The following is a 1,036-nucleotide window of genomic DNA, read 5'->3' on the forward strand; positions in this document are numbered from 1 at the left end:
ACCCCGGTGGACTCGGCGCGGACCGTGCACCCGGCCGGCGGCCGGGCCGGAGACCCCGGTGTGACGCGCGACTCCGGGCCCGGCGGACCTCAGCTCCCCAGTGCACCGCTCCGGCCGTCCACGTACCGACGCGGCACGGCGTCGTACCTCAGTGGCCCTCGGGCACCGGATCCAGCACGAAGACGGGGATCTGACGGTCCGTCTTCTTCTGGTACTCCGCGTAGTACGGGAAGGCTTCGACGGCCCGAGCCCACCACACGGCCTTCTCGTCGCCGGTGACCTCACGGGCCCGCATGTCCTGGCGGACCGGGCCGTCCTGGACCTCCACCCGGGGGTCGGCGTGCAGATTGCGCACCCACACCGGGTCCTTGGGCGCCCCGCCGATCGATCCGACCGCCGCGTACCGGCCCTCGTGCGCCACGCGCATCAGCGGGTTCTTGCGCAGCTTTCCGGTGCTCGCGCCCCGGCTGGTCACCACGACGACCGGCATCCCGTGCACCGTCGTGCCCTCGGTGCCACCGGACCGTTCATACAGCTCCACCTGGTCGCGTACCCATTTCTCCGGGCTCGGCTCGTACTCGCCCTCAAGAGGCATTGGCATCCATCCTGTCGTCGTCATGACCTTTCGGCAGCCGTCCCGGGACGGCCTCCACCGGGCAACAACCCCCGGCCCCGTGACCATTCCGGCGGGCCGGAATCCCGCCACGGGCGGCATCCCGGCCCGGCCGCAACGGGGTTGCAACCTCCGGTGTGCTCTGCTGCGGGGATGACCGAGCCCCCGCGGGTGGAACTGACCCCGGCCGCCGCCGACCTGCTGCGCCGGCTGCGGGCCGCGCACGGTCCGCTGATGTTCCACCAGTCGGGCGGCTGCTGCGACGGCAGTGCGCCCATGTGCTACCCCCGGGGAGAGTTCCGTACGGGACAGTCGGACATCCTCCTCGCGGACCTCCGGGTCGAGGGGGTCCCGGAGGACATCTCCTTCTGGATGTCGCGGAGCCAGTACGAGGTGTGGAGTCACACCCGGATCGTCGTCGAT

Annotated in this window: 2 protein-coding genes; one reads left to right on the forward strand and one right to left on the reverse strand. The window is 71.6% G+C overall.

Going from position 1 to position 1,036, the window contains the following annotated elements; translation table 11 throughout:
• Nucleotides 1-148: 148 nt before the first annotated feature.
• Nucleotides 149-595, reverse strand: coding sequence for a nitroreductase family deazaflavin-dependent oxidoreductase (locus ACWF94_RS40965; RefSeq protein ID WP_453500455.1), 447 nt, complete (start codon nucleotides 593-595; stop codon nucleotides 149-151).
• Nucleotides 596-766: 171 nt separating this feature from the next.
• Between ACWF94_RS40965 and ACWF94_RS40970 the strand changes: the two genes are divergently transcribed.
• The coding region (locus ACWF94_RS40970; protein WP_453500457.1) for a DUF779 domain-containing protein at nucleotides 767-1,036 on the forward strand (270 nt) is incomplete at its 3' end.

It is taken from the genome of Streptomyces sp. NPDC055078, assembly GCF_053607985.1.